The sequence below is a fragment of the Amycolatopsis sp. cmx-11-12 genome, from assembly GCF_046269425.1.
In the GTDB taxonomy this organism is placed as follows: domain Bacteria; phylum Actinomycetota; class Actinomycetes; order Mycobacteriales; family Pseudonocardiaceae; genus Amycolatopsis.
Map to the genome: position 1 here is coordinate 143,284 of NZ_JADNQM010000004.1, position 25,930 is coordinate 169,213.

26 protein-coding genes and 1 pseudogene are annotated in these 25,930 nt (G+C 68.8%); 17 read left to right on the forward strand and 10 right to left on the reverse strand.

The annotated features are described in order from the left end of the window. Positions 1-12: 12 nt before the first annotated feature. Positions 13-1,026, reverse strand: coding sequence for a 4-hydroxy-3-methylbut-2-enyl diphosphate reductase (locus tag ACLARN_RS07190; RefSeq protein ID WP_409490502.1), 1,014 nt, complete (start codon positions 1,024-1,026; stop codon positions 13-15). A 152-nt stretch (positions 1,027-1,178) separates the two neighbouring features. Here ACLARN_RS07190 and ACLARN_RS07195 point away from each other — a divergent pair, with 152 nt between their 5' ends. The 6 genes from ACLARN_RS07195 to ACLARN_RS07220 all read left to right on the forward strand — a co-directional run bounded on the left by ACLARN_RS07195 (position 1,179) and on the right by ACLARN_RS07220 (position 5,660). After that, the gene (locus ACLARN_RS07195; protein WP_409490503.1) at positions 1,179-1,844 is read left to right on the forward strand and encodes a lipid droplet-associated protein; all 666 of its coding nucleotides are present in this window, start codon (positions 1,179-1,181) and stop codon (positions 1,842-1,844) included. Further along, entirely contained in the window at positions 1,841-3,106 is a 1,266-nt protein-coding gene (gene xseA, locus ACLARN_RS07200; protein WP_409490504.1) for an exodeoxyribonuclease VII large subunit, read from the forward strand. The genes ACLARN_RS07195 and xseA overlap by 4 nt, the downstream gene beginning before the upstream one ends. Further along, positions 3,103-3,498, forward strand: coding sequence for a hypothetical protein (locus tag ACLARN_RS07205; RefSeq protein ID WP_409490505.1), 396 nt, complete (start codon positions 3,103-3,105; stop codon positions 3,496-3,498). Before xseA ends, ACLARN_RS07205 begins: the two co-directional genes overlap by 4 nt. After that, on the forward strand, positions 3,495-3,716 hold the full coding sequence (locus tag ACLARN_RS07210) for an exodeoxyribonuclease VII small subunit (protein ID WP_125674025.1): 222 nt from the start codon (positions 3,495-3,497) through the stop codon (positions 3,714-3,716). Before ACLARN_RS07205 ends, ACLARN_RS07210 begins: the two co-directional genes overlap by 4 nt. Before the next feature lie 84 nt (positions 3,717-3,800). Then, positions 3,801-4,871: a class II fructose-bisphosphatase gene (gene glpX, locus ACLARN_RS07215; RefSeq protein WP_409490506.1), complete on the forward strand. Its 1,071-nt coding sequence runs from the start codon at positions 3,801-3,803 to the stop codon at positions 4,869-4,871. 9 nt (positions 4,872-4,880) lie between these two features. Continuing rightward, positions 4,881-5,660, forward strand: a complete 780-nt coding sequence (locus tag ACLARN_RS07220; protein WP_409490507.1) for a S1 family peptidase — start codon at positions 4,881-4,883, stop codon at positions 5,658-5,660. A gap of 81 nt (positions 5,661-5,741) precedes the next feature. On the opposite strand, the gene ACLARN_RS07225 is transcribed toward ACLARN_RS07220, so the two are convergent. Next, positions 5,742-6,731: an NAD(P)/FAD-dependent oxidoreductase gene (locus ACLARN_RS07225; protein ID WP_409490508.1), complete on the reverse strand. Its 990-nt coding sequence runs from the start codon at positions 6,729-6,731 to the stop codon at positions 5,742-5,744. A 113-nt stretch (positions 6,732-6,844) separates the two neighbouring features. Between ACLARN_RS07225 and ACLARN_RS07230 the strand changes: the two genes are divergently transcribed. Continuing rightward, positions 6,845-8,242: a class II fumarate hydratase gene (locus ACLARN_RS07230; RefSeq protein WP_409490509.1), complete on the forward strand. Its 1,398-nt coding sequence runs from the start codon at positions 6,845-6,847 to the stop codon at positions 8,240-8,242. On the opposite strand, the gene ACLARN_RS07235 is transcribed toward ACLARN_RS07230, so the two are convergent. Next, complete coding sequence (locus tag ACLARN_RS07235) at positions 8,239-8,820, reverse strand: TetR/AcrR family transcriptional regulator (protein WP_409490510.1); 582 nt, start codon at positions 8,818-8,820, stop codon at positions 8,239-8,241. The two genes, ACLARN_RS07230 and ACLARN_RS07235, sit on opposite strands and share 4 nt — an antisense overlap. Before the next feature lie 44 nt (positions 8,821-8,864). Here ACLARN_RS07235 and ACLARN_RS07240 point away from each other — a divergent pair. Beyond that, positions 8,865-9,167, forward strand: a pseudogene (locus ACLARN_RS07240) (SRPBCC family protein); the annotation flags it as partial. Here the strand turns inward: ACLARN_RS07240 and ACLARN_RS07245 are convergent. After that, positions 9,147-10,148: a DMT family transporter gene (locus tag ACLARN_RS07245; RefSeq protein WP_409490511.1), complete on the reverse strand. Its 1,002-nt coding sequence runs from the start codon at positions 10,146-10,148 to the stop codon at positions 9,147-9,149. The pseudogene ACLARN_RS07240 and the gene ACLARN_RS07245 sit on opposite strands and share 21 nt — an antisense overlap. A 52-nt stretch (positions 10,149-10,200) precedes the next feature. Between ACLARN_RS07245 and ACLARN_RS07250 the strand changes: the two genes are divergently transcribed. The 4 genes from ACLARN_RS07250 to ACLARN_RS07265 all read left to right on the forward strand — a co-directional run bounded on the left by ACLARN_RS07250 (position 10,201) and on the right by ACLARN_RS07265 (position 14,102). Beyond that, on the forward strand, positions 10,201-10,449 hold the full coding sequence (locus ACLARN_RS07250) for a hypothetical protein (RefSeq protein WP_409490512.1): 249 nt from the start codon (positions 10,201-10,203) through the stop codon (positions 10,447-10,449). 237 nt (positions 10,450-10,686) lie between these two features. After that, positions 10,687-11,529 (forward strand): helix-turn-helix transcriptional regulator, encoded by an 843-nt coding sequence (locus ACLARN_RS07255; protein ID WP_409490513.1) that lies wholly within the window; start codon positions 10,687-10,689, stop codon positions 11,527-11,529. 256 nt (positions 11,530-11,785) lie between these two features. Further along, positions 11,786-13,297, forward strand: a complete 1,512-nt coding sequence (locus tag ACLARN_RS07260) for an ATP-dependent DNA ligase (RefSeq protein ID WP_409490514.1) — start codon at positions 11,786-11,788, stop codon at positions 13,295-13,297. 103 nt (positions 13,298-13,400) lie between these two features. After that, complete coding sequence (locus tag ACLARN_RS07265) at positions 13,401-14,102, forward strand: Pr6Pr family membrane protein (RefSeq protein WP_409490515.1); 702 nt, start codon at positions 13,401-13,403, stop codon at positions 14,100-14,102. Here the strand turns inward: ACLARN_RS07265 and ACLARN_RS07270 are convergent. Further along, a complete protein-coding gene (locus tag ACLARN_RS07270; protein ID WP_409490516.1) occupies positions 14,046-15,275 on the reverse strand; it encodes an NADH:flavin oxidoreductase/NADH oxidase family protein in 1,230 nt (409 codons plus the stop codon). The genes ACLARN_RS07265 and ACLARN_RS07270 overlap by 57 nt on opposite strands. Positions 15,276-15,370: 95 nt before the next feature. Continuing rightward, positions 15,371-15,838, reverse strand: a complete 468-nt coding sequence (locus ACLARN_RS07275; RefSeq protein WP_409490517.1) for a DUF309 domain-containing protein — start codon at positions 15,836-15,838, stop codon at positions 15,371-15,373. A 35-nt stretch (positions 15,839-15,873) separates the two neighbouring features. On the opposite strand from ACLARN_RS07275, the gene ACLARN_RS07280 reads away from it, so the two are divergent. From ACLARN_RS07280 to ACLARN_RS07290, 3 genes are read left to right on the forward strand one after another with little or no spacing between them, the layout of a single operon-like run. Further along, positions 15,874-17,313: a GuaB1 family IMP dehydrogenase-related protein gene (locus ACLARN_RS07280; protein WP_409490518.1), complete on the forward strand. Its 1,440-nt coding sequence runs from the start codon at positions 15,874-15,876 to the stop codon at positions 17,311-17,313. 32 nt (positions 17,314-17,345) lie between these two features. Next, entirely contained in the window at positions 17,346-18,380 is a 1,035-nt protein-coding gene (locus tag ACLARN_RS07285) for a glycosyltransferase family 2 protein (protein WP_409490519.1), read from the forward strand. Beyond that, positions 18,377-19,975 (forward strand): alkaline phosphatase family protein, encoded by a 1,599-nt coding sequence (locus ACLARN_RS07290; RefSeq protein ID WP_409490520.1) that lies wholly within the window; start codon positions 18,377-18,379, stop codon positions 19,973-19,975. Before ACLARN_RS07285 ends, ACLARN_RS07290 begins: the two co-directional genes overlap by 4 nt. A gap of 72 nt (positions 19,976-20,047) precedes the next feature. Here ACLARN_RS07290 and ACLARN_RS07295 read toward each other — a convergent pair whose 3' ends face one another. Further along, positions 20,048-21,340 carry a PhoH family protein gene (locus tag ACLARN_RS07295; protein ID WP_409490727.1) on the reverse strand — a complete coding sequence of 431 codons (1,293 nt, stop codon included), beginning with the start codon at positions 21,338-21,340 and terminating at the stop codon, positions 20,048-20,050. Positions 21,341-22,068: 728 nt separating this feature from the next. Here ACLARN_RS07295 and ACLARN_RS07300 point away from each other — a divergent pair. Next, positions 22,069-22,308, forward strand: coding sequence for a hypothetical protein (locus ACLARN_RS07300; RefSeq protein ID WP_409490521.1), 240 nt, complete (start codon positions 22,069-22,071; stop codon positions 22,306-22,308). Between the two features lie 70 nt (positions 22,309-22,378). Here ACLARN_RS07300 and ACLARN_RS07305 read toward each other — a convergent pair whose 3' ends face one another. Continuing rightward, complete coding sequence (locus ACLARN_RS07305) at positions 22,379-23,155, reverse strand: isoprenyl transferase (protein ID WP_409490522.1); 777 nt, start codon at positions 23,153-23,155, stop codon at positions 22,379-22,381. Between the two features lie 133 nt (positions 23,156-23,288). On the opposite strand from ACLARN_RS07305, the gene trhA reads away from it, so the two are divergent. After that, positions 23,289-23,930, forward strand: coding sequence for a PAQR family membrane homeostasis protein TrhA (trhA, locus tag ACLARN_RS07310; RefSeq protein WP_409490728.1), 642 nt, complete (start codon positions 23,289-23,291; stop codon positions 23,928-23,930). Between the two features lie 281 nt (positions 23,931-24,211). Here the strand turns inward: trhA and ACLARN_RS07315 are convergent, their stop codons facing one another. Both ACLARN_RS07315 and ACLARN_RS07320 read right to left on the reverse strand, forming a co-directional pair. Next, the gene (locus ACLARN_RS07315; protein WP_409490523.1) at positions 24,212-25,327 is read right to left on the reverse strand and encodes a BBE domain-containing protein; all 1,116 of its coding nucleotides are present in this window, start codon (positions 25,325-25,327) and stop codon (positions 24,212-24,214) included. Beyond that, positions 25,324-25,773, reverse strand: coding sequence for an FAD-binding protein (locus ACLARN_RS07320; protein ID WP_409490524.1), 450 nt, complete (start codon positions 25,771-25,773; stop codon positions 25,324-25,326). The genes ACLARN_RS07315 and ACLARN_RS07320 overlap by 4 nt, the downstream gene beginning before the upstream one ends. Between the last annotated feature and the right edge of the window lie 157 nt (positions 25,774-25,930).

A 25,930-nucleotide genomic window follows, 5' to 3' on the forward strand; every position in this document is an offset into this window, starting at 1 on the left:
GTATCGGGAGCCTCAGGCCTTGCCGACCTTCCGCAGTTCGTGCGGCAGCGCGAAAGCGATCTTCTCGTTCGCCGTGGTGACCTCGTCGACGTTGCCCCAGCCACGCTCGGCCAGCCACGCCAGCAGGTCCATGACCAGCACCTCCGGCACCGAAGCGCCACTCGTGACGCCGACGGTCTCGACGCCTTCGAGCCACGCTTCGTCGACTTCGTGCGCGAAGTCGACCAGGTGCGACGCGCGCGCACCCGCCTTCAGCGCGACCTCGACCAGCCGCTTCGAGTTGGACGAGTTCGTCGAGCCGACGACCAGCACCAGGTCGCACTCGTCGGCCATGGCCTTGACCGCGACCTGGCGGTTCGTGGTGGCGTAACAGATGTCGTCGCTGGGCGGGTCGGCCAAGCCGGGGAACTTGTCCCGCAGCTGGTCGACGCGCTCCATGGTCTCGTCCACCGAAAGGGTGGTCTGTGAAAGCCAGATGACCTTCGAGGGGTCGCGGATCTCGACCTTGTCGACGTCCTCGGCGGTGTCGACGAGCTGCACCTTGTCGGGAGCCTCGCCGGCGGTGCCCTCGACCTCTTCGTGGCCTTCGTGGCCGATCAGCAGGATGTCGTAGTCGTCCTTCGCGAACCGGTTGACCTCTTTGTGCACCTTCGTCACGAGAGGGCAGGTCGCGTCGATGGTCCGCAGATTGCGCTCGGCCGCCTCGGCGTGCACCGCGGGCGAAACGCCGTGCGCGGAGAACACCACCAATTCGCCTTCCGGCACCTCGGAGGTCTCGTCGACGAAGATCACCCCGCGTTCGCGCAGGGTGTCCACGACGTGCCGGTTGTGCACGATCTCCTTGCGCACGTACACGGGTGCGCCGTAGAGCTCGAGTGCCTTTTCGACGGCGATGACCGCGCGATCGACGCCCGCGCAGTAGCCGCGAGGCTTGGCGAGCAGGACACGTTTGCCACCTGCCGGCACACCGGACTCGGTGATCGTCGGACTGCCGGCTGGCGTGATTCCGGGACTCGCAGAACTCATGACCCCCAGGGTACGGGCTGCCTCGGGGGCTCCTCGCACTCACGTTCAGGTGACCTGGGAACCCCTCTAAAGTATGTGCGTGGAGTCACGTCCTGTGAGCCGACCCACCCGTTCGGTTGGGCAGGATGGACCAGATACGGCAGGCTAGACGTATGAAGCCTCTCCCGCTCCCCCTCCGGGTCGCCGCGGGCCTCGCCGTCACCACCGCCGAGCGGGTTCGCGAACTCCCCAAGCAGCTCACCGGGCTCCCCGTCACGGTGGTCAGCCAGGTGCTCCAGTTCTCCATGCGCGTGCAGCAGCACGTCACCGAACTCGCGATCAAGGGCGACGACGCGCTGTCGGTCCTTCGCCCGGTCGAGGACACCCCCAGCTGGGCCACCTTCGACGAGGACCTCCCGCCTGACGTGCCCGAACGCCGCTACGAACGCGACTCGTGCGTGGTCCCGCTGCGTGAGGACGCCGACGTCCCCGAACCGCGCGCCGAGTCGAACGGTCACTTCCACGACCTCGAAGCACTCACCGAGGACCCGTGGGCCGAGGAGGAGCGCGCGCTCGCCGAGGACCACGCCGACGGCGAGTTCGACAGTTCCGCGGCACTCGTCGATTCGAGTCCGGCCGGGCTGGAGGACTACGACACGCTCACCTTGCCGCAGTTGCGCGCCCGCCTGCGCCGGTTCGACCTGGCGCAGCTGGAAGAGCTGCTGACCTACGAACGGGCGAACGCCGACAGGCCGTCGTTCGTCGGCATGCTCGCGCGTCGCATCGGGAACGTGAAGAAGGCGGAAACAGAAGACGGCGACAGCGCGGAAGGCCAGTGAGCGCCGAGCCCACCTCCGCTCCGGCGGGCCCGTCCACCACCGCCGAGAACCCGTGGCCGGTCCGCACGGTCGCCCGCAAGGTCGGCGAGTGGATCAACCGGCTCGGCGTGGTCTGGGTGGAGGGTCAGGTCACGCAGATCTCGGCCCGCCAGGGCACCAACACCGCCTTCCTGACGCTGCGCGACCCGTCGGCGGACGTCTCGATGTCGGTGACCTGCCCGATGGGCCTGCTGCGCACGATCGAACCGCCGCTGCGCGAGGGCGCGAGTGTCGTGGTGCACGCGAAGCCGACGTTCTTCATGAACCGCGGTTCGTTCAGCTTGCGCGCCAACGAGATCCGCGCGGTCGGCATCGGCGAACTGCTCGCGCGGATCGAGCGGCTGCGACGGCTGCTGGCCGCCGAGGGCTTGTTCGCACCCGAGCGCAAACGCAAGATCCCGTTCCTGCCCAAGGGAATCGGGCTGATCACCGGCCGCGCGTCCGCCGCCGAACGCGACGTGCTGGTGAACGCGCAGGCCCGCTGGCCGCATGTCGCGTTCAAGGTGATCAACACCGCCGTGCAGGGATCGCTCGCCGTCCCGCAGATCCTCCAGGCACTGTCCAAACTGGACCGCGACCCGGACGTCGACGTCATCGTGATCGCGCGCGGCGGCGGCAGCGTGGAAGATCTGCTGCCGTTCTCCGACGAGGCCCTGTGCCGCGCGGTGTCGGCGGCCGGGACCCCGGTGGTCAGCGCCATCGGGCACGAACCGGACACCCCGCTGCTCGACCACGTCGCCGACCTCCGCTGCTCGACACCGACCGACGCCAGCAAGCGGATCGTGCCCGACGTGCGCGAGGAGACCCAGCGGGTCCACCAGATGCGCGACCGCGGCCGCCGCGCCCTGCACGGCTGGGTGGACACGCAGGTCAGGCTGCTGAACCAGATGCGCAGCCGCCCGGTGCTCGCTGACCCGCTCGGCCCGATCCAGCGTCGCTCCGACGACGTCGAGATCCACCGTGAACGCGGGCGCCGCGCGATGCTCACCCTGCTCGCCAAAGACCAGGCGGAGATCGCCAGCGCCCGGGCGCGGCTGACCGCGCTCGGCCCCGCGGCGACCCTCGAACGCGGCTACGCGGTGGTGCAGTACACCGACGCCGAAGGCAACCTCCAGGTACTCCGGTCCGTCTCCGAAGTCGCGGACGGCGCGAAACTGCGCGTCCGCGTGGTCGACGGCGCACTCGGCGCCGTCGTCTCAGGAGAGCCGGAGGAGGGGCGTTGACCTTTCTGCCGTTGACCGTGGACGCCGCGAAGCGCGCCGACGCCCCCGAAGTGCTGCGCAACGCGCTGCTGACCGACCGCGCCGCCGGGGAATGCTGGACGGTCCTGCTGGCCGGATGCGAATTCGGCGTCAAACGCGGCCTCGACGCCCAGCTGCGAAGACTCTCGGAGGCGACAGCGGAACATGTCGGCACCCGATGGTGGTTCTCGGACGGCTCCGCGCACCGCAAACGGGTGGCGCGGGCCCAGGAGAACCTCCTCGCGGCGATCGCGGAGGGTGACGGCCAGGAGTTCGCTCTCGCCTTCGTGGGTTACGACAACGCCATGGCCGGCGCGGTAGTGTGCGCGGGTATCGGCAAGCACCGACGTCCGGTAGAAGGAAGCACAGCGTGAGCGAGACCGCCGAACTCGGCTACGAACAGGCCCGCGACAGGCTCGTCGAGGTCGTCCGCGAGCTCGAAGCGGGCGGGCTTTCCCTGGAACAGTCGCTGGCCCTGTGGGAAAAGGGCGAGCAGCTGGCCAAGGTCTGCGAGCACCACCTCGAGGGCGCGCGCGAACGGATCGAAGCCGCGCTGTCCTCCGTCGAGGACGAGACCGGCAACGGTCAGTGACGTTCACCATGCTCCTGCGCCACCGAACCGCCGTGGGTATCTGAGAGACTGGGACCCCGCCGAGTTCCTGACCCGGGAGGCCTCATGCCCACCCCCACCTCGTCCGCCAGCTCTTCTCGACGCCCTGAAGCGCCCGATCGCAACCTCGCGATGGAACTGGTCCGCGTGACCGAAGCCGCCGCGATGGCCGCGGGCCGCTGGGTGGGGCGAGGGGACAAGATCGGCGGGGACGGTGCCGCCGTGGACGCGATGCGCCAGCTGGTCTCGACCGTGTCGATGCGCGGTGTCGTCGTCATCGGCGAGGGCGAGAAGGACGAAGCCCCGATGCTGTTCAACGGGGAAGAGGTCGGCAACGGCGACGGACCGGACTGCGACGTCGCAGTCGACCCTGTCGACGGGACGACCCTGATGGCCAAGGGCATGCCGAACGCGCTGGCCGTACTCGCGGTCGCCGAACGCGGCGCGATGTTCGACCCGTCAGCGGTGTTCTACATGGAGAAGCTCGCCGTCGGCCCGGACGCCGCCGGCAAGGTCGACCTGGCCGCCCCGGTCGCGGAGAACATCCGCCGGGTCGCGAAGGCCAAGAACTCCAGCGTTTCCGACGTCACCGTGTGCGTCCTCGACCGGCCGCGTCACGAGCAGCTGATCAAGGAGGTCCGCGAGGCGGGCGCCCGGATCCGGTTCATCTCCGACGGCGACGTCGCGGGCGCGATCGCCGCGGCCCGGCCGAGCACCGGCGTCGACATGCTGCTCGGTATCGGCGGCACCCCCGAAGGCATCATCGCCGCCTGCGCGATGAAGTGCCTCGGCGGTGAACTCCAGGGCCGCCTGTGGCCGAAGGACGACGCGGAGCGCGAGAAGGCGCTGGCCGCGGGCCACGACCTCGACCGCGTACTCGGCAACGACGACCTCGTCCGCGGCGACAACGTGTTCTTCTGCGCCACCGGCGTCACCGACGGCGACCTGCTGCGCGGCGTGCACTACCGCGCGGGCGGCGCGACGACTCAGTCGATCGTGATGCGCTCGAAGTCCGGCACGGTCCGGATGATCGACGGCTACCACCGGCTGACCAAACTCCGCTCGTACTCGTCCGTCAACTTCGACGGCCACCTCGACGATTCACTGGAAGACGGCGTAGTTCCCCCGCTCCCCTAAGGAGAATCCGTGCTCAAGCGCGTGCTCGTGGTCCTGTTCGCGGCGATGGTCTTCACGCCGGTCGGACAGGCCACGGGCGCGGGCGACCTCGTCGGCGGCAGAGAGGCCGACGAGCCGTATCCGTTCATCGTCTCGCTGCATTCGGCCTCCGGTAAGGCTTTCTGCGCCGGCGCGCTGATCGCGGCGGACTGGCTGGTGACGGCCGGGCACTGTGTCGAGGGCAAGAACCCGGCGAACCTGGGCGCGCGGATCGGCAGCAACGACAACACCCAAGGCGGCGAGATCGCGAAACTCGCCGAGATCGTCGTGAATCCGTCCTACAACCCCGATCCCGAGCACGCGGGCGGCGACCTCGCGCTGGTGCGGCTGGCCGCCCCGGTGAAAGCGGCGCCGGTCCCGATCGGGGCCGTCGTGGCACCGGGGACGCCGACACGGCTGCTCGGCTGGGGTCAGACGTGCCCGACTTCGGGCTGTGGCAAGGGTCCGGCGAAGTTGCGGCAGCTGGACACGAAGATCGTCGAAGGCACGCGCTGCACGGCGAAGTTCGACGGCGCCGTCGAACTGTGCACCGACAACCCGGGCGGGAATTCGGGTTCGTGCTACGGCGATTCCGGCGGTCCGGAAATCGCGAAGGTAGCCGAGAAGTGGGTGCTGCTGGGCACGATCAGCCGTCCGGGTAACGCGGACCCGGTGTGCGCGACGTCGCCGTCGATCGCGACTTCGGTGGTGGCCTACGCGCAGTGGATCGCGGAGAAGACCGTTCCGCCTACGCCCGCTCCGCCTGCTTAACGTGTTATGAACGGTCCGTTCGTGTTATGAACGGTCCGTTCATAACAGGATTTGTTATGAACGGACCGTTCATAACACTCGCTACTCCGCGTTGCTGGAGTGACCGGGGAACAGATGCGCGTCCGGATCCAGCATGACCGCGATGTTGTTGACCGCCGTCGCCGCTTCCCCGAACCCGGTCGCGATCAGCTTCACCTTCCCCGGATACGCCGCGACGTCGCCCGCCGCGTAGACCCGTTCGCGCGGGGTCGCCATGGTCGAGTCGACGGCGATCGCGCGATGGTCGATCTTCAGTCCCCAGCTTTCGATCGGCCCGAGATCGGCGGTGAAACCGAGCGCGGCGACCACCGAATCGGCGGGCAGCACCTCGGCCGCCTCGCCCTTGACCTGGATTTCGACCTCCGCCAGCGCACCGTCGCGGTCGAAGAACCGGGTGACCTCGGCATCGGTGACGATCCGCACGCCGAGTTCCCGCGCCTGCCGCACGATCGACTCGGCCGCGCGGAACTTGGCGCGCCGGTGCACGAGGGTGACGCTCGCGGCGACCGGATGCAGGGCGAGCACCCAGTCGAACGCCGAGTCCCCGCCGCCGACGACGACCACGTGCTGGCCGGCGTGCGCTTGCAGCGCGGGCACGAAGTGGACCATGCCGCGGCCGAGCCAGCCGTCCCCGGCAGGCAGCGGACGCGGGGTGAACTCGCCGATCCCGGCGGTGATCAGCACCGCCCCGGCGCGCAGGACCTGCCCGCCGTCGAGGGTGATGGTGATGCCGTCCTCGACGCTTTCGAGCTTCTCGGCCTTGCGGCCGAGCAGATACGCGGGCTTCCACGGCGCCGCCTGGTCGAGCAGGCCCTGCACCAGATCCCGTCCCCGGATTTCGGCGAACCCGCCGACGTCGTAGATCATCTTTTCCGGGTACATCGCGGTGACCTGACCGCCAGCTTCCGGCAGTGAATCCACGACGGCCATCGAAAGGCCGCGGAATCCCGCGTAGTAGGCGGCGAAAAGGCCCGTCGGACCTGCCCCGATGATGACGAGGTCGTACGACGTTTCCCCAGCGGACTCGCTCATTCGGCACTCTCCCGGCCGGTGGTGGGCGGCGTGATCGAGAACACATCCGATCCTAGCCCTCGCGTGCCGAAAGACACGGAGCGCGCCGGGGATCCCTGCGCGAAACTTGAGGCATGGCTGAACAGGAATACCGGATCGAACACGACACCATGGGCGAGGTGCGCGTCCCCGTCGACGCCCTCTACCGCGCGCAGACGCAGCGCGCCGTCGAGAACTTCCCGATCTCCGGCCGGGGCCTGGAGCGCGCCCAGATCCGCGCGCTCGGCCTGCTGAAGGCCGCCGCCGCGCGGGTCAACGCGAAACTCGGCGTGCTGGACGCCGAGGTCGCCGAGGCCATCGCGAAGGCGGCCGACGAGGTCGCCGAGGGCAAGCACGACGCGCACTTCCCGATCGACGTGTTCCAGACGGGTTCCGGGACCTCGTCGAACATGAACGCCAACGAGGTCATCGCGACGCTCGCGTCGAAAGCGCTGGGCCGCGACGTCCACCCGAACGACCACGTCAACGCTTCGCAGTCCTCGAACGACACCTTCCCGACGACGATCCACGTCGCCGCGACGGAGGCCGTCCTGTCCGACGTGATCCCGGCGCTGGAGTATCTGGGCGCCGCGATCACGAAGCGGGCGGCGGAGTGGGCGGACATCGTGAAGTCCGGCCGCACGCATCTGATGGACGCCGTCCCGATCACCTTCGGCCAGGAGGCGGGCGCGTGGGCGTCGCAGGTCCGGTTCGGTGTCGAGCGGCTGAAGTCGGGCCTGCCGCGACTCGGTGAGCTGCCGATCGGCGGTACCGCGGTCGGTTCCGGGCTGAACGCGCCCGAGGGCTTCGGCGCGGCTGTTTCGCGAGAACTGGCTTCGGTGACCGGACTCCCGCTGACCGAGGCGCGCGACCACTTCGAGGCGCAGGCGACGCAGGACAGCGTCGTCGAGACCTCCGGTCATCTGCGCACGGTCGCCGTGTCGCTCAACAAGATCGCGAACGACCTGCGCTGGCTGGGGTCCGGCCCGCGCACCGGGCTCGCCGAACTGGCGCTGCCGGATCTCCAGCCGGGCTCCTCGATCATGCCGGGCAAGGTGAACCCGGTGATCCCGGAGGCGACGCTGCAGGTGGTCGCGCAGGTGATCGGGAACGACGCGGCTGTCGCTTTCGCCGGCGCGGCGGGCAACTTCCAGCTCAACGTGAACCTGCCGGTCATCGCGCGCAACGTGCTCGAATCGGCACGACTGCTCGCGGCGGTCTCGCGACTGCTGGCGGACAAGGTTTTCGCGGGTGTGACGGTGAACGCCGACCGCGCACGGGAGTACGCCGAGGGTTCGCCGTCGATCGTGACCCCACTCAACTCCTACATCGGTTACGAAGAGGCCGCCGCCATCGCGAAGCAGGCCCTCAAGGAGCTGAAGACGATCCGCGAGGTCGTGATCGAACGCGGTCACGTCGCGAACGGCAAGCTCACCGAGGCCCAGCTGGACGAGGCTCTCGACGTGCTCCGGATGGCGCGCGGAGGACGCTAAGCACCGAGAGCGACCATAGCCGCGTGGAGCGGTGAAGCGAGCGAAGCCGCCAACCCGCTCGAAGGCAGCGGCTCGGTGAACAGGTGCAGCCACGTCAGCACCGGACCGAGCAGTATCGCGTGCACGAGCGCCGGATCGGGCCGTCGCGAGAGTTCTCCTCTCGCGACGGCCCGATCCAGCATCAGGACCAGATATCCGCGCTCACGCCCGAGGAACACCTCACCGAACCGCGCCTCCAGCACCGGATCCGCCCGGACGTCGGCGAGCAGCGACGGCAGCGCCTGCCGCAGTTCAGCACTGTCCAAAGAGGACTCGATCACCTCGAGAACCGCCGCCACGTCCCCGCGCAGCGAACCGGTGTCCTCCGGCGGTTCGAGCTCCTCCGGGTGGATCACCGCGGCGAACACGAGTTCCGCCTTGGACCGCCACCGCCGGTACACCGCGGCCTTGCCGACCCCCGCCCGCGCCGCGACCGCGTCGATCGTGCAGCGCTGGTAACCGGTTTCGGTCAGCAGCGCCCGCACGGCTTCGCGGACCGCCTCGTCGATTCCCGCTTCCCTCGGCCTGCCTCGTGTCATGCGGACCAGTTTACGAGACCAGCAGTTCCGTATATTGTCGGGGTATGACCTGGACCAGAACCTCCCGCGAAATCCTGCCCGTCCGGCCGTCCGCTCTCTGGACGTCGCTGGCCGACTTCACCCGGTGGCCCGACTGGGATCCGGACCTCGATCGCGTCGAACTGCACGGCCCCGCCGAGGTGGGATCGACCGGATTCCTCGTACCGAACGGATTCCGCGGCCGGGTGCACTCACGGGTCGCCGAGCCGTTCACCATCACATCCCTGACCCAGCACCGCGAGATCGCCTTCCGCCAGCCGATTCCGCTCGGTGCCATGGATCTCGTGCTACGGCTGACCGCGGTCGACGGCGGGACGGAGTTCGTCCAGAAGGTCACCTTCGCCGGACCGCTGCGCTCGGTCATGGTCGCGATCATCGGCGGCGACGTCGTGAAGCATTTCGGCTTCAAGTGCGCGCGACTCACCGAACTCGCGGCGGCGCAAGCCGATCGCGACGCCCGATGACACCAGCGCGACGCCGATCACCTGAGAGAATCGGAAATCCTGCATTCCCAGCAGGAGTGAGACGGCGAGCCCGGAGACCGGCATGAGCCCCACCAGCACCCCGGCCCGGTCCGCGCCCAGCGCCGAAACCGCCGAGTACCACAGAAGAAACGCGATCGCCGTGACGACGACCGTCAGATAGCCGAGCGCGATCAGTTCACGCCCGTCCGGCCACGCCCAGGCGCCGGACGGGTCGGCGATCGTGCCGACCACCGCGCCGCCGACGCCCGCGGCACAACAGCTCCAGGTCGCGGTCGCCAGCGGTCCGAGCCTGTCGAGCACGCCGACGGCGAGCAGTGTGAACAGCGCTTCGCACACCATCGCCAACGCCGCGAGCACCAGTCCCTGCCAGCGTGCCGCACCGCCGCCGGAGAGCACCGCGATGCCGAGTCCGGCGAGCACCGCCCCGGTCACCGGCGCCCACGAGGGCCGTTTCCCGTTCGTCAGCGGGCCGGCGAGCGCGAGCACGAGCGGCGTGCCGCCGAGGAACGCGGCGACCAAGCCGGGTTCGGCGTAGCGCTGCGCGAACAGCAGGCACGCCTGGAACCCGATCATCCCGGTCGCGGCGAGCGCGATCAGCGACGGCACGTCGCGCGGGCCGGGCAGCGGCAACGGACGTCCGGTCAGCCGCGCCCACGCCAGCAAGAGCACTCCCGCCAGCGCGTAACGCAGCGCCTGTCCGGTGATCACCGGGTAGCCGTCGAGCATTCCCGTCACCGGCACGGACGCGCCGACGATCAGCACCCCCAGTACGCCGATCGTCATACTTCTTCGTTCGCTGTCCATGGCTCCACGATGTCGGCCTTTTGGCCTTCTTCACAGAGCCAGAACATGGTCGATGGACAGGACCGTAAGTCGGCGCAACCGGGTCGCGCGCCACCTCCGTCTCTCCGGCATGCGCCTGTGGCACGGCGCGCCACCACCGTCCGCCCCGGAAACGTTGGTATTGCGGGCCAAGACCTACGTCGGCATGCCGAGCCTGAAACCCGCCGTGCTCCCCGAGTTCAGCCTCTACGGCGGCGGACGGCTGCTCGTGCCCGGCGAAGAGTCGTGCGAAGACCTGATGGTGCCGCCTCAGAACTATTGAGCGGTAAGGCAAAGGTCGCGTCGGGTGAGGGGTGTGTGGAAATAGGGACGTTGAGTGTCCCTATTTCCACACACCCCTCCGGGTCCGGTGGTCACAGGGACTCCTCGTACGGGACTGTGTGGATTTCGGGTCATCCAACGTCCCAAAATCCACCCAGTGAGGGACCGAGCACCTCTCAAATAACCTGGGTCTGACAGGACCAGGCACGTGGCCCCGGCCTCCGGGATACTTGTCGACATGACCGACACGGCCGAACTGGGCGACTTCCTCAAGGCACGCAGGGCCGCGCTGGACCCGGCGGACCTCGGCCTGCCGACGGGATTCAACCAGCGCCGGGTCGCCGGGCTGCGGCGCGAGGAGCTGGCGCAGCTGGCCGGGATCAGCGTCGACTACTACACGCGGCTCGAACAGGGCCGGGCGCGGAACGTGTCCGACTCCGTCCTCGATTCGCTGGGCAGGGCGCTGCGGTTGCACCGCGACGAGGAGACCTACCTGCGGAACCTGGCCGCCCCGAAACGCAAACGCGTCGCCCGGCCCCGGGCTCAGCGGGTCCGGCCGGAACTGCAGACGATGCTGAACGCCATCCACTCCCCGGCGTTCGTCTTCGGCCGTTACCTGGACGTGCTTGCCTGGAATCCGCTCGGCTCCGCGCTGTCCTTCGACTTCGCCGCCTGCTCGCCCGGCGAGCGCAACATCCCGAAGATGTTCTTCCTCGACGAGCACGCCCGCGAGCTGCACCCGGAGTGGGAGACGGTCGCGAAGGAGGTCGTCGCGAATCTGCGCTCCGAGAGCGGGAAGTACCCGGACGACCCGTACCTCGCGCAGCTGGTCGGCGAACTCTCACTCGGCAGCGAGGAATTCCGGAAGCTCTGGGCGAAGCACACCGTGCGCGAGAAGGCGCACGCGTGGAAGGTGATGATCAACCCGATCGTGGGCGAACTCCGGCTGCGCTACGAGACGCTGCGGCTGCCCGACGACCCGGATCAGGCCCTGGTGATCTACACGGCCGAGCCCGGCTCCGACAGCGAACGGGCGCTCGGCCTGCTCGCCAGCTGGGTGGCGGATCCCGCGCACGCCTGAGCGGCCCGGTCCCGCTGCCCGGCCGTGCCATGAACGGCCCGTTACTTGCAAAATTTGCAGGTAACGGGCCGTTCATGGCATCGAGGAGGGCTGAGATCTGAAGTACGTGAGTCGCCCCAGCGCCGTGAGATGAAGGACGCTTTCATAGCAAATTTTGCTATGAAAGCGTCCTTCATTGCAGCCGCCCAGCCCCCGCCGCACAGCCCCGCCCCAGCTTCGACGCGAAACTGTCGGTGTCCGGGGTCATGATGGACCCATGTTGCTCACCGCGGTGGTGACCGCGTCGGCCGAGCTGGCCGCCACGAGGTCCAGGAAGGCGAAGATCGCCACCCTGGCCGCACTGCTGCGTGCCGCCGGTGAGCTGGAGCTTCCGGCGGTGGTCGCGTTCCTCACCGGGCAGCCGACGCAGGGCCGCATCGGCACCGGCTGGCGGACGCTGGCCGAACTGGACGCGGCTCCGGCCGCCGAGCCGTCGTTGTCCGTGGCCGAGGTCGACACGGCACTCGGCACGGTGGGGGCAGCGTCCGGTTCGGGATCGGTGAAGCTGCGAGCGGAGACGTTGCGGGCGCTTTTCACCAAGATGACCAAGGCCGAGCAGGAGTTCCTGTTCCGGCTGCTCACCGGCGAGCTGCGGCAGGGCGCGCTCGAAGGGATCATGGTGGACGCCATCGCGGCGGCGTCCGAGATCCCGGCCGAGGACGTGCGGCGGGCGTTCATGCTGTCCGGGCAGCTGCCGGTGACGGGTCTGGCGGCGATGACCGGCGGCCGGGAACGGTTAGCCGAGTTCAAGCTGGCGCTGGGCAGGCCGATCCGGCCGATGCTGGCTTCCCCGGCGGAGTCGCTGGAGGAGGCGGTCACCGAGCACGCCGAGGCGCTGGTCGAGTACAAGATGGACGGGGCGCGGATCCAGGTCCACCGCGACGGCGACGAGGTGCACGTCTACACGCGGACGCTGCGGGAGATCACCGGCAGCGTCGGCGAACTGGTGGAGCTGGTGCGCTCGCTGCCGTGCACGTCGGTGGTGCTCGACGGCGAGACGCTGGCGCTGACCGACGACGGCAGGCCGAGGCCGTTCCAGGAGACGATGAGCCGCTTCGGCAGCACCCGTGAGGAGCAGGTCAAGGCCCTGCTGTTGCGGCCGTACTTCTTCGACTGCCTGCATCTGGACGGCGTCGATCTGCTGGACGCTCCTCTGTCCGAACGGAACGCCGCCCTGCACAAGGTCGCGGGCGAGCACGTCATCCCTGGCGAGATCGCGCCCACCTCGGCCGAGGGAGTGCTGGAAGCGGCGATGGCCGCCGGGCACGAAGGCGTGATGGTCAAGGATCTCGCGTCGCCGTACGCGGCGGGCCGCCGCGGGCGCGCGTGGCTCAAGGTGAAACCGGTGCACACGATCGACCTCGTCGTGCTCGCCGCGGAATGGGGACACGGCAGGCGCACCGGCAAGCTGTCGAACCTGCACCTCGGCGCGCGCGACCCCGACGGCGGGCCGCCGATCATGGTCGGCAAGACGTTCAAGGGTATGACCGACGAACTGCTGGCCTGGCAGACGAAGACGTTCCAGGAGATCGAGACCCACCGCACGGACTGGGTGGTGCACGTCCGGCCGGAGGTCGTCGTCGAAATCGAACTCGACGGGGCTCAGGTCAGCACGCGGTATCCGGGTGGGCTGGCGCTGCGCTTCGCGCGTGTCGTGCGCTACCGGCCCGACAAGGAGGCCACCGACGCCGACACCATCGACACCGTGCGAGGACTCCTCAAGCCCTGATCGCAACCAGAGGACTAATTGCGGCGAAGGGACGCCCCCGATCGAGTGGCGGCTTGCGGTGGTGACGGGACGTCCCGGCCCGGTCACCCATAAAGTAGACAGAATGCAGGCTTCCAAGATCGCGCGTGCCTGGTTCGGCGCGACGGCACTGGTGGTGATCGCCGGCCTCGCCGCGCAGATCCCGGTCTCCGCGGGCACCACGGGCGGCACCTTCCAGACCCCGGCCGGACGGGTGGCCAACCTGCTGGCCTTCTTCACCATCGACTCGAACATCCTGGTCGGCATCGGCTGCCTGCTGCTCGCGGTCGGCGCCGCGGGCCGGTCGAGGATCTTCGGCGTCCTGCGGCTCGCCGGCCTCGTCGGCATCACCGTGACCGGCGTCGTCTTCCAGGTCGCGCTCGCCGACCTCTACGAACTGCACGGCTGGGCCGTGTTCGCCGACACGATGCTGCACAAGGTGTCGCCGCTGATGTGCGTCGCGGGCTGGCTGCTGTTCGGGCCGCGCGGCCAGTTGTCGTGGCGGGTCCTGTCGTGGTCGCTGCTGTACCCGCTGGGCTGGCTCGCGGTCACGCTGGTCCGCGGCGCGCTCATCGGGTTCTACCCGTACCCGTTCGTCGACCCGGGCATCAACGGCTACGGCACCGTCGCCTTCAACTGCGTCCTGATCGGCGTGCTGTTCATCGGCCTCGCGGCGGCCGCGGTCGGTTTCGATCGCACGTTCACCCGGCGAGATGAACTGGATGACTACTTAGCCGCGGACCCGGCGGAAGGCGTTGAGCGGATCCGCGACGCCGGCCCGCACTAGCGTCCGCACCGCGCCGAGCCGCCGGTCCACCGGTTTCCCGGCGGCCACCCGGTGCATCTGCTGGGTGTGCCACTGGATCTCGAGCAGGCTGTCCGCCAGCCGGATGCCGGTCTTCGGGGCCCCGCGTTCGGCACGGACGTCCTCGCCGCCCAGCAGACGACCGGGCAGCGCCGGATCGACGATCAGCGGCCTGCCGAGACCGATGACGTCCAGCGCGCCGGAGCGAAGCGCGTCCGCCATCCCCTCCGGACTGGTGAAGCCGCCGGTGACCATCAGCGCGACGTCGGTGACCTGCCGCGCTTTCGCGGCGTAGTCGAGGAAGTAGGCCTCACGTCGGACCGTGCTCGCCTTGCCGGAGCCCATCATGGCGGCCTTCTCGTAGGTGCCGCCGGAGACCTCCAGCAGGTCGATGCCCGCTTCCCCCAGCTCACGGACGACTTCGAGCGATTCCTCCTCGCTGAAGCCGCCGCGCTGGAAATCCGCGCTGTTGAGCTTGACCGCGATGGGCACGGAATCACCGACCTCGCCGCGCACGCGAGCGACCACTTCGAGCAGGAACCGGCGCCGCCGCAGGGCGTCACCACCCCAGCCGTCGGTGCGCTGGTTGGTGAGCGGCGAAAGGAACTGCGACACGAGATAGCCGTGCGCGCCGTGGATCTGGACACCGGTGAACCCGGCGTCGACGACGGTGCGCGCGGCCACGCCGAACCGGTCGATGATCGCTTCGATCTCGTCGCCGGTGAGCGCCCGCGGCGTCGCGAAGACCGAGCGGATACCGCGGTCGCCGAACGGCACCGCGGACGGCGCGACCGGCTGCCGGGACAGGAACCGCGGGCTCTGGCGTCCCGGGTGGTTGAGCTGGACCCACAACCGGGTCTCGGTCCCGTCGCCCGACCGGGCCCAGGGCTTGAACTCGGTCGCGTCCGGCTCCCGGGGCACGGCGACGTTGCGAGGCTCGCCGAGCGCGGTGGGGTCGACCATGACGTTGCCGGTGATCAGCGTCCCGGCACCGCCTCGCGACCACGTCCGGTACAGCTCGGCCAGTTCGGCGGTCGGCCGGTTGCGGCGATCGCCGAGCTGCTCGCTCAGCGCGGCCTTGGCCAGCCGGTTCGGCAGGATCGCGCCACACCGCAGTTTCAGCGGTTCGGCCAGCAATTCCTTGGGCTCGCTCATCGCGCTTCTCCCGCCGGTTACCTACTGAGGAGTATCCCTACTCAAAGTAACATACTCGCGGTATGTCGAGTACTCAAGGTTCGGCGCTTCCGGCTTTAGCCGAGTAACCGCGGCGCGACCGGCTCCACCCGCGCGCGCACCTTCACCTCGTCGGCCATCTGCCGCGCCCAGACCTGCAACCCCGGGATGTCGATCCCGTGCGGCCTGGCTTCGCGGAACGGCTCGATGTTGTCCGCGCCGCGTTCCAGCAGCGAGGCCGCGCCGTTCCCGTTTCCCCTGGCCACATGGGTCAGGCCGACGGCGAGCTGCGCGAGAGCGCGCCACAGCTCCCGCTCCGCCCCGTCGGTGGCCTTCCACGCGTCCTCGAACACCTCGTGCGCGTGAAACGGACGGCCCGCGTCGAGCAGGCGCTGGGCCTCGGTGATGGTGTCCTCGGGGGCCCGTTCGATGCCCTCGGGCTGCCGCTCGACACCGTCGGCGCCGTACGGGAGCGGCCTGCCGAGACCGTCACGAGGGCGTGCGTTGCGGGCTCGTCCGGCTTCGTCGCGATCCCGGTCCGTCATGCCGTCATTGTCCCACGCGGGTATCCTGGGGCCTCGTGCGCTTTCTCGACGGGCATCGGCCCGCTCACGACCTGACCTACGACGACGTGTTCCTCTTGCCGAACCGTTCGGACGTGGAGTCCCGCTTCGACGTCGACCTGTCCACTGTGGACGGCACCGGCGCGACGATCCCGATCGTGGTGGCCAACATGACCGCCGTCGCCGGTCGCCGGATGGCCGAGACGGTCGCCCGGCGCGGCGGGCTCGTCGTACTCCCCCAGGACGTCGACACGGCCGCGGTCACCGACATCGTCGCCTGGGTGAAGAGCCGTCACACCGTCTGGGACACCCCGCTCGTGCTGACCGGCGGGGACGCGGTGGCCGACGCGCTGAACCTGGTCGGCAAACGCGCCCACGGCGCCGTCGTCGTGGTGGACGAGGACGGCAAGCCGGTCGGCGTCGTCGACGAAGCGGCGTGCGCCGGTGTCGACCGCTTCGCGCGGCTCGGCGACGTCGCGGAGCCCGCACTCGTCACCGTCCCGTTGGACACCCCGCCGCGCGAGGTGTTCGAGCGCCTGCACGCCCACGGCGGCCGCCTCGCGCTCGGCATCGACGAAAACGGCAGGCTGGCGGGCGTCCTGACCGAGATCGCGGCGCTGCGCGCGGAGATCTACACCCCGGCCGTCGACGGCGGCGGGAACCTGCGCGTCGCCGCCGCGATCGGCGTGAACGGCGACGTCGCGGCGAAGGCCGAGGCCGTTCTGGCGGCGGGCGTCGACGTGCTGGTCGTCGACACCGCGCACGGTCACCAGGAGAAGATGATCTCCGCGCTCAAGGCCGTCCGGTCGGTGAACCCGAGGGTCCCGGTGGTCGCTGGGAACGTGGTCACCGCGGAGGGCACGCGCGACCTGATACACGCGGGCGCGGACGTCGTCAAGGTCGGCGTCGGCCCCGGCGCCATGTGCACGACGCGGATGATGACCGGCGTCGGCCGCCCGCAGTTCTCCGCCGTCGCCGAATGCGCGGCCGCGGCCCGCGAACTGGGCAAGCACGTCTGGGCGGACGGCGGTGTCCGGCACCCGCGCGACGTCGCGCTCGCGCTGGCCGCCGGCGCGTCATCGGCCATGGTCGGCTCGTGGTTCGCCGGTACCCACGAATCCCCCGGCGACCTGCGCTACGACGAGCAGGGCAAGCCGTACAAGGAATCGTTCGGCATGGCGTCGAAGCGCGCCGTCGGCGCCCGCACGCGCACGGACAACGTCTTCGAGCGCGCCAAGAAGGGCCTGTTCGAAGAGGGCATCTCGGCGTCGCGGATGGCGCTGGACCCGGCTCGCCCCGGCGTCGAAGACCTGCTCGACTCCATCGGCTCCGGTGTCCGCTCGGCCTGCACGTACGCGGGCGCGCGGACGCTGGAGGAGTTCCACGAGCGCGCGCTGCTCGGCATCCAGTCGGCCGCGGGCTTCGCGGAAGGGCGGCCGCTGCCCGCCGGCTGGTGATCCGGCGCCCCGAAAGCACTAGGGTGCACCGGGTGAAGCCCCTGAGACGGATCGTGGCGGCGGCGGTGGACCGCCGCCACGCAGAGGAAATCGCCGCGCTGAGGTCCACGGTCGCGGACCAGGCCGCGGAACTGGACCGGTTGCGCGCGACGCTGGACCACCACACCGCCTGGCTGGAGGACCACGGCCGGGCGCTGCGGGACGGCGACGCGCGCACCACCACCGTCGAGGCCAGGCAGGAAGCCATCGAGGCCAGGCAGGAGGCACTCGACGGCTGGCTGGAAAGCCACGACACCGCGTTCGAAGGCCTGCATCTCCGGACCGAAAACCTCGAAGCGGCCCGTGACGTCCGCACTTTCACCCACTGGCTCGACCGGCACGAACTCACGGCCACCCCGAAGATTTCGATCGTCCTGCCGACGCACAACCGCGCCACCCTGCTCCCCCGCGCCGTCGCGTCGGTGCAGGCACAACGTTACGAGAACTGGGAACTGGTGATCGTCGACGACGCCAGCGCGGACTCGACGCCCAAGGTGATCGCCGGGTTCGAAGACCCGCGCATCCGCTCGATCCGCGTCGAGCACGGCGGCGTCTGCGCCGCTCGCAACGCCGCGCTGGCCGAAGCCACCGGCGACGTCGTCACCTATCTCGACGACGACAACACCATGCATCCGTTGTGGCTCAAGGCCTTGGCGTGGGCGTTCGGCGAGCATCCGGAGATCACCGCGGCCTACGGTGGATTCGTCATCGACGACATCGGCGGCCTTCCGACGCTGTTCCTGCGCCGCTACGACCGGGAAACCCTGCTGCGGGAGAACCTCGCCGACATCGGCGCGGTCGCGCATCTGGCCGGCCTGCCCGAAGCCCGGTTCGACGAGTCGCTGGTCGAGATGGGCGACTGGGACCTGCTCCTCGCGTTGACCGCGGAGCGCGCTCCGCTGGTCGTCCCGGCGATCTCCTGCTACTACTCGACGACTTCCGGGGACCGGCTCTCCCACGGCCCGACCTACGAGGCCGACTTCGCCGCCATCCGCCGCAAGCATTCCGGAACGGAGGACGGCTCATGACCGATCCCGCGAAGATCCTGGTCGTCGCACTCGACGCCTGCGACCCCGGAACGATCCGCGATCTCGCCGCGGCCGGCGAGGTACCGGCGCTGGCACGACTGCTCGAAAGCAGCGCGTCGGCGACCACGCACAACCCTTACGGCCTGTTCGTCGGCTCCCTGTGGAGCAGTTTCTTCACCGCGCGCACGGCCGCGCGGACCGGGTTCCACTGCTGGGAAGAGGTCGACACGTCGACCTACGAACGGCGACTGACCAGTCCGCTGGAGATCCGGGGCACCCCGTTCTGGGAAACCCTTTCCGCGGCGGGCAAACGCGTCGCCGTCCTCGATGTTCCGCATTCCCGCGCGGACAAGCCCCTCAACGGGGTGATGGTGAGCGAATACGCCTGCCACGACCGGCATTTCGGCTTCCACACCTCGCCGCCGGAGCTGGCGAAGGAGATCGAGGCGGAGGTGGGGCTCACGCCGATCCTCACCGCCGAACCCGAGCTGGTCCGCGACTGGGCACCGGACGACTACCTGCACCGCGAAGGTCCACATCGGACAGCCGACGAAGAACGCGCGCTGACGCACGGGCTCGTCGCCGGAATCGGGCAGAAGACACAGGTCTCGACCAAGCTGCTCGCCGAGGGCGGCTGGGATCTTTTCCTTTCGGTGTACGGGGAATCTCACAGCATCGGGCATCAGCAGTGGCACCTGCACGATCCCGCGCACCGCGACCACGACACCAAGCTTGCCGCCGAGCTGGATCCGATCCGATCCGTGTACCGGAGTCTCGACGACGCCATCGGCGAGCACCTCGCACTGGCCGGGCCGGACACCACGGTCTTGGTGTTGCTGAGCCATGGCATGGGGCCACGGTACGAAGGAAGCCATCTGCTGCACGAGATCCTGCGACTGCTCGACGGCGTGAGTTCGGCGGGGATGCGCGGCAGTGGCGCGATGACCCTGGCCAAACGAGGCTATTCCGCGCTGCCCGGTCCTCTGCGGATGACACTGGCATCGGTCGCGATGCCGTTGCTGCGCAAGCGATTGGCCGCCGCACCGCTGCCGGCGGTGCCGAACTGGGCGACCGCCGAGCAACGATCGAAACAGCGATTCTACCTGTCTCCCAACAACTTCGTCTTCGGTGGGGTGCGGATCAACCTGGCAGGCCGCGAACCGCACGGCGTCGTCCAGCCCGGCGCCGAGTTCGAGGCCGTCTGCGCACAGCTGACCGAAGACCTGCTTTCCCTGGTGAACGTCGCGACCGGGAAGCCCGTCGTGCGCGAGGTTTCACCCACGAGCGATCACTACGACCGCGAAGCCGACGACACCCTGCCGGATCTCCTGATCGACTGGGCTCGCACCGGTCCGATCGAGACCGTGTGGTCACCCAAGACCGGGGTCGTCTACGGCCCGGACGAGCATTGGCGTACCGGAGACCATCGCCCGGACGGCCTGCTGCTCGCCAGCGGCCCCGGTTTCGAGCCTGGCGCGCGGCTACCGGATCTGGACGTCGTCGACCTGGGAGCGACCCTGTCGGCCATGCTCGGCGTCGAACTCACCGACGACGTCGACGGAAAGCCGCTCCCCTGGACGAAGCCGGTCACCTGACCCGCGAAGGGCTGTTATGAACGGACCTTTCATAACAAAATTCGTTATGAAAGGTCCGTTCATAACGCGCCGCTATCCGTGATCCTCCAACATCTCGGTGACGAGCGCCGCGATCGGCGAACGCTCGGAACGGGTCAGCGTGACGTGCGCGAACAGCGGGTGACCCTTGAGCTTCTCGATCACCGCCGAAACGCCGTCGTGCCGTCCGACCCGCAGGTTGTCGCGCTGCGCGACGTCATGCGTGAGCACGACCCGCGAAGCCGTGCCGAGCCGCGAAAGCACGGTCAGGAGCACGTTGCGCTCCAAGGACTGTGCCTCGTCGACGATGACGAACGTGTCGTGCAGCGACCGGCCGCGGATGTGGGTCAGCGGGAGCACCTCGAGCATGCCGCGGTCGAAGACCTCGTCGAGGACGTCCTGGCTGACCAGCCCGCCGAGGGTGTCGAACACCGCCTGCGCCCATGGCTGCATCTTCTCGCTCTCGGAACCGGGCAGGTAGCCCAGTTCCTGGCCGCCGACCGCATACACCGGCCGGAACACCACGACCTTGCGGTGCTGGCGGCGTTCCATCACCGACTCCAGCCCCGCGCACAGCGCGAGCGCCGACTTACCCGTGCCGGCGCGTCCGCCCAGCGAGACGATGCCGACGTCGGAGTCCAGCAGGAGATCCAGCGCGACCCGCTGCTCGGCCGAGCGGCCGTGCAGCCCGAACGCCTCCTTGTCACCCCGCACGAGCCGGATCCGCTTGTCCGCGGTGACCCGGCCCAGCGCGCTCGAACTGCCCGCGAGCAGCCTCAGGCCGGTGTGACAGGGCAGTTCACCGACCTCGGGCATCCCGAACTCCGCCGGATCCACGGATGACGACGCCCCGCTGAACAGCGCGTCGACCAGGTCCTGCGGGACGTCCACGTCCGCCATGCCCGTCCAGCCCGAGGGCGTCACCTCCTGCGCGCGGTACTCGTCGGCTTCGAGGCCGACGGCGCCCGCCTTGACACGCAGGGGGATGTCCTTGGTCACCAGCGTGACCGACGCGCGTTCCGCCGCCAGATTGAGCGCGCAGGCGAGGATGCGGTGGTCGTTGGAGTCGGTGCGGAAGCCGACCGGGAGCACCGTGGGGTCGGAGTGGTTCAACTCCACTTGCAGGGTGCCGCCGTGCTCACCGATCGGGATCGGCGCGTCGAGCCTCCCGTGCTGACGACGCAGGTCGTCGAGCATGCGAAGCGCTTCACGCGCGAACCAGCCCAGTTCGGGATGGTGACGTTTCGCCTCCAGTTCACTGATGACGACCAGCGGGAGTATGACCGCGTGTTCGGCGAAACGGGTCACCGACCAGGGGTCAGAGAGCAGGACCGACGTGTCGAGCACGTAAGTGGACCGCTGGGATTCGGGCGAGATCGAGGCTTTCTCCGGGCCAGGGGCACCGGTCGAAGAACGGCCAGAGGCCTTGCGGGGTGAACGCTGCGCAGTCACGACGGCATCTCCCTCGTGGGCGTGGCACCACGCCCGCACTCGCTGGGCCGGGCACTTCCCTGGCCAACCGCTCCTTCCGACGCTTTCCGCGTCAGACGGCTCGGCCACGAGGGCCGGGTGCCGGCCCCCTCGCGCATCCACTGGGCGGCTGTGCCGCCCTGTCGACAACTGCCACGACCAGGGCCTCCCGTGAGAGTCCGCATGGGACGCGAACCCTCACTTCCGGAAGGTACCTGCGTCCGGGCGATCGCGCAGGCAGCCACCACGGTGATTCGCCAAACCGTCATCTCACTGTCGGTCGCGTGACATCAACACCTGGTCACCGTCACACTGGGTAGTGATGATCACCATTCAGGGACGCTCGTCGACGTGACCCGGATGGATTAACGCGACAGAGGGCGTTCGCCTGATCGAAATCCGGGTTCTACCACGTTCGGTAGCGGAGCGCATTTTGTGTCCGAGACAGAGAACCGTACCGAGTGAAGAGGGCCATTTTCGGCTCACACAATGGGCTTACGAGACGGTCACCGGACCTGAATAGCGAGTAATTTTCTCACTGCGGGCACACCCACCGGAACTCCGTGCCCCGGATCCCTGAATATCTCTACCAAGGAGTGTGCGTAGTGCTGAAGAAGGCTGGTTTCGTTTCCGCCGTCGCCGCGGGTCTCATGATGGTCGGCGGAACCGCGTTCGCCGCGACCGACGGCACCCCGGACCCCACGTTCGGCGACGCTTACAACACCTTCATCGAAGGCGGCGGCGCGCTGGGCTACGGCGCTGCTTCCCTGGTCGCCGGTGCCTACGCGGGCATCGCCACCACCCCGGCTCTGATCCTCCACTCGCTGGAGCACCACCACCACTGATCTTCAGTGTGGACGTCGAAGGCCCCGGAAGTGCACTCCGGGGCCTTCGTCTTGTCCCAGGTCAGGAACCTCAGGAACCGAAGCGCCGGTGACGCCAGGCGTAATCACGCATGGCGCGCAGAAAATCGACCCGGCGGAACGCGGGCCAATACGCTTCGGTGAACCAGAATTCCGAATGCGCCGATTGCCAGAGCAGAAATCCGGAAAGCCGCTGCTCACCCGAGGTACGGATAATCAGATCCGGATCCGGCTGGCCCGAGGTGTACATGTGTTCGGAAATATGATCGACGTCCAGTATCTTCGCGAGCTCGCGGATCGAGGTGCCCTCGTCGGCGTGCTGGAGCAGGAGTTTGCGGACCGCGTCGGCGATCTCCTGACGCCCTCCGTAACCGACCGCGACGTTGACCTCCATCCCGAAACGCCCTTCGGTGCGTTCCGCGGCCGCGCTGAGGGCCTTCGCGACCTCCGGAGGCAACAGGTCAAGGGCTCCCACGATGCGGAGCCGCCATGGCGTGTGCGGCGCGGCGAGTTCGTCGGTGACGTCGGTGATGATCTTCAGCAGGGGGCTGAGTTCCTCGGCCGCGCGGCCGAGGTTGTCGGTCGAGAGCAGCCACATGGTGACGACCTCGACGTCTGCCTCGTTGCACCAGCTCAGGAAGTCGGCGATCTTCTTGGCGCCGGCACGGTGGCCGTCGGCGACGTCGGTGAAGCCCGCTTCGCGCGCCCAGCGACGGTTGCCGTCCAGCATGATGGCGATGTGGCGTGGATGACGCCCCTTGGCCTGCTGGATCAGGCGCCTGCCGTAGGCGCTGTACACGACGTCTGACAAGAAGGACCGAAGACTCACGCCACCGGAGGGTACGCACCCTTCGCGCCTCGAGTGGGACGCGCCACGGACACTGGCTAAAAACCTACGGTGCCGTAATCTGGGAGGAGTGAGCGTAGAGTCCGAACAGCAGCCGTCCGGCCCCGCGCCCTTGGTGGACACACGTCCTCGGTTGCGGGGGCACATCCACTTCTGGTCCTTCTTCGTCGCAGTCGTCGGAGCCGTGACCCTGATCAGTCTCGCCGCGTCCACTGTGTCGCCTATAGCCACTTTGTCCACTTCGGTCTATGGGCTGACCGTGCTCGGCCTCTTCGGCGTGAGCGCGCTCTACCACCGTCGCTTGTGGAGCCCACGAGCATACGAATGGATGAAGCGCGCCGACCATTCGATGATCTTCTTGTTCATCGCCGGCACTTACACGCCGTTCACTCTTCTGGCGATGTCCCAGCCGACCGGGTACATCGTCCTGGCGATCGTGTGGGGCGGCGCGATCGGCGGCGTCACCCTGAAGATGCTGTGGCCGAACGCGCCACGGTGGCTGGGTGTACCCATCTACATCGCACTCGGCTGGGTCGCCGTCTTCGTCCTGCCCGAACTGGGCGCGCACGCCGGCATCGCGGCGCTCGTGCTGCTCTGCGTCGGCGGGCTGTTCTACACGCTGGGCGCGGTGTTCTACGCGGTGAAGTGGCCGAATCACTTCCCGGAGACGTTCGGGTACCACGAGTACTTCCACGCTTGCACGGTTCTCGCGGCTGTTTCGCACTACATCGCGATCTGGCTGGCGATGTACGCCTAGCGTCGCGTGATCCTGCGGGTCTTACCCGTGATTGGGCGGCGATCTCGCGTGATTGGACGGAGATCTCCCGTGACTGGAGGGACAACACCCGCAGCCGGATTCCGCCGGGTGTCATCCGTCCTCAATCACGCGAGATCTCCGTCTGATCACGCGTAACCGCCGTCTGATCACGCGAGATCGCCGTCTGCGGTACGAAACCCAACGCCAAGCAAGCAGGATCACGCGACACTAGGCATCACGCCCCCAAGGTGGCATTGGGGGCTTCAGCATCGAGCAGCTCGTCAAGTGCCCGGCGGCAACTCAATCCCCAGTGCGTGTGTGAAGACGTTCCGCGGATCCCACCGCGCCTTCACCCGCCGCAAACGCGGGTAGTTCCCCTGGTAGTACAACGTCGACCAAGGCACCCCGGACGTGTTCCAAGCCGGATCGGCAAGGTCGACGTCGGGATAGTTGATGTACGAACCGTCCTCGACCGGCACCCCACCGGTCGCGGAGTAGACGTCCCGGTACAACTCACGCACCCAGGCCAGATTCGCTGCGTCGTCGCCTGGCTCCAGCCACAGTGAGCTGTAGACGGCCTTCATGATCGCCCCGCGCTGCGCGATCGCGGTCGCCTCGGGAGCGACGGCGGCGACTTGGCCTCCGTAACCGATGATCTGTATCCCGCCCCGCACCGTCGTGGCCTCGCTCAAGTGCCGGTGGATCGTCGCTGTCTGGGCCGGCGTGAACGACCGGTGCAGGTACGCGGCCTTGATCTTGTACCGCCGCGTCGCCACGTCGCCGGGTTGCCCGAGGCCGGGCCAGGTCGTCGCGTGCGACCACGGCGCCTTGTACCGGTAGGTGTACGCGGGCTCGACACCGAGCGCGGCGACGAGGTCGGTCACCAGCCGATCGACACCGGGGAGGTCCGCGTCGGCTTGAACGGTGAGTTCGAGTGTGCCGGTGTCGCGGTGCTTCAGGTGAAGGATCGGGTACAGGCCGGTGTTCGGTGAGCCGGGGGCGCTGTTGCGTTCCATCCAAGCGCCGAAGTTTCCGACGATCTTGCTGAACGCCTGGTCGTCCCAGGTCCAGACGGCAAGGCAGGTCAGCATCTCCCGCGGTTGCGGCGGCAGCAAACGGGACGGGTCGGTGCCGGTGGCGCCGGGCGAACGCAGCCAGTAGCGGGTCACGACGCCGAAGTTGCCGCCACCGCCGCCGGTGTGCGCCCACCACAGGTCGTGGTTCTGGTCGCGGGAGGCCACCACGGCACGGACGCCCGACCTCTCGGCCACGACCACCTCGACGGCTTCCAGGTGATCGACCACGGCCCCGTACCGCCGCGACAGCGGGCCGTACCCGCCACCGGCGATGTGCCCGCCCGCGCCGACTTCGGGACAGCCTCCCGCCGGGATCGTCACACCCCAACCGCGCCCGAGGGCTTGTACACCTGTCCGAGGGTCGCGCCGGGCTCGACGAAGAAAGCACGTCGCGCGGGGTCGTAACCGACGGCGTCCATTTGCGACAGATCGATCAGCGTCCGCGCCGCCGGATCGGCCGTGAAGTTCTCGAAGCAGTGCCCGCCGCTGCGCACCGCGATCCGCCGCCCGGACCGCACGGCGTCCGACACCGCGCGGACGACCTGGCCGGTCGATCCGGTCAGGCGCACCTCGTCGGGCTTACCCACGAAACGGAAGTTGTTGGCACGCACCAAACCGTCGTAGCGGGAGTCGCCGGGACGGACCGTCACCGCGCCGGGCTCGTAAGGTTCCGCGTCGGCGACGCCGCCGACCGTCGCGCTGACGGCCACGGCTCCGGCACCGGCCAGCAGTCCTCGTCGGCTCAGTTCGTTCATCGTGTTCCCCATGCGTTCATCGTCGCGGGATCGCACCGCGGTCACCTCAACCGGACGGAGGGAGCCACGGTGGAAAAGCGGATCAACCGTTCGGCTGAGTGACCAGGAGAGACACACGCGTGTTCCCTCTGGCACAAGAAAGTGCCTTCTTCCGGAGTCCCGAAACCCC

Excerpts from the sequence above, each read along its gene's own strand:
- ACLARN_RS07265 (WP_409490515.1), top strand. The coding sequence starts at position 13,401 with ATGCAGGCTTCCAAGATCGCGCGTGCCTGGTTCGGCGCGACGGCACTG.
- glpX (WP_409490506.1), top strand. The coding sequence starts at position 3,801 with ATGCCCACCCCCACCTCGTCCGCCAGCTCTTCTCGACGCCCTGAAGCG.
- ACLARN_RS07225 (WP_409490508.1), bottom strand. The coding sequence starts at position 6,731 with ATGAGCGAGTCCGCTGGGGAAACGTCGTACGACCTCGTCATCATCGGG.
- ACLARN_RS07230 (WP_409490509.1), top strand. The coding sequence starts at position 6,845 with ATGGCTGAACAGGAATACCGGATCGAACACGACACCATGGGCGAGGTG.
- ACLARN_RS07235 (WP_409490510.1), bottom strand. The coding sequence starts at position 8,820 with ATGACACGAGGCAGGCCGAGGGAAGCGGGAATCGACGAGGCGGTCCGC.
- ACLARN_RS07245 (WP_409490511.1), bottom strand. The coding sequence starts at position 10,148 with ATGGACAGCGAACGAAGAAGTATGACGATCGGCGTACTGGGGGTGCTG.
- ACLARN_RS07255 (WP_409490513.1), top strand. The coding sequence starts at position 10,687 with ATGACCGACACGGCCGAACTGGGCGACTTCCTCAAGGCACGCAGGGCC.
- ACLARN_RS07275 (WP_409490517.1), bottom strand. The coding sequence starts at position 15,838 with ATGACGGACCGGGATCGCGACGAAGCCGGACGAGCCCGCAACGCACGC.
- ACLARN_RS07190 (WP_409490502.1), bottom strand. The coding sequence starts at position 1,026 with ATGAGTTCTGCGAGTCCCGGAATCACGCCAGCCGGCAGTCCGACGATC.
- ACLARN_RS07250 (WP_409490512.1), top strand. The coding sequence starts at position 10,201 with ATGGACAGGACCGTAAGTCGGCGCAACCGGGTCGCGCGCCACCTCCGT.
- ACLARN_RS07320 (WP_409490524.1), bottom strand. The coding sequence starts at position 25,773 with ATGGGGAACACGATGAACGAACTGAGCCGACGAGGACTGCTGGCCGGT.
- ACLARN_RS07260 (WP_409490514.1), top strand. The coding sequence starts at position 11,786 with ATGTTGCTCACCGCGGTGGTGACCGCGTCGGCCGAGCTGGCCGCCACG.
- ACLARN_RS07290 (WP_409490520.1), top strand. The coding sequence starts at position 18,377 with ATGACCGATCCCGCGAAGATCCTGGTCGTCGCACTCGACGCCTGCGAC.
- ACLARN_RS07270 (WP_409490516.1), bottom strand. The coding sequence starts at position 15,275 with ATGAGCGAGCCCAAGGAATTGCTGGCCGAACCGCTGAAACTGCGGTGT.
- ACLARN_RS07195 (WP_409490503.1), top strand. The coding sequence starts at position 1,179 with ATGAAGCCTCTCCCGCTCCCCCTCCGGGTCGCCGCGGGCCTCGCCGTC.